General features: G+C 52.9%; 1 protein-coding gene. It reads right to left on the reverse strand.

The features are described from left to right. The coding region (locus QCE79_RS39480) for a hypothetical protein (RefSeq protein ID WP_309851728.1) at positions 1-667 on the reverse strand (667 nt) is incomplete at its 3' end. Between the last annotated feature and the right edge of the window lie 82 nt (positions 668-749).

Below are 749 nucleotides of genomic sequence, written 5' to 3' on the forward strand. Positions count from 1 at the left end.
TATCGGAGGTGATGCGCATCGCCGCCACTGCGCTAGCGGGATATTTGAACTCGCCGGTTCGCTTTTTTGTGTAGCTCACTACATGTGCCGTACCGTGCTTCTTGCCGACACTTTTATCTTGATCGATCTCGTCCGCACGCGAGATCTCCAGCACAAAGCGCGCACCTCCGACCAGCTTTACTGGAAACGTAAATGTCTTGCTATAGCTCTGGCAGATCCCCGTGATCTCTTTAGTCTCAACTTTGGGTGCCGGAACGTTCTCGCGTGCCGGATCGTACGACGGTGCAAACTGAAGTTTGATCGTCGCGTTGGTGTGCCCCTTATTCGAATCCCACCACAGATCATTCACCTGGACAGTAACATCCACCTCATCCACGTCCGGCTCTGCGACCTCGATCTTACAGGGCGTGAATTGCGTGACCTTGATTTTCTTTCCGTCCTTAAAAGCGTCGGCCAGACGACGCTGAAGCTCGACGCCCACTTGCACCTCACTTGAGGCCGCCGTGACCCACTTGATGGCGTCCTGCTGAGCCTTCCCCTCGACAAAATCAAATTTTTCAACTTCGAAATTCAAGCTCCCGTCGTCATTTTCGACTCGAACGCCGTCCAGATACACAGAGCGACGCTGAACAGCTTTAGCGGGAAATGGTCCAACGTTGTTGGCCAATCCCTCTATCTCTCCTTCCGAAATAAGATCGACAATGGTGCAGCAAAGGCGACTGTTGATAACCGTCTTCTCTTGCCCTTCA

The sequence above is a fragment of the Caballeronia sp. LZ003 genome (assembly GCF_031451465.1).
Taxonomy (GTDB): domain Bacteria; phylum Pseudomonadota; class Gammaproteobacteria; order Burkholderiales; family Burkholderiaceae; genus Caballeronia.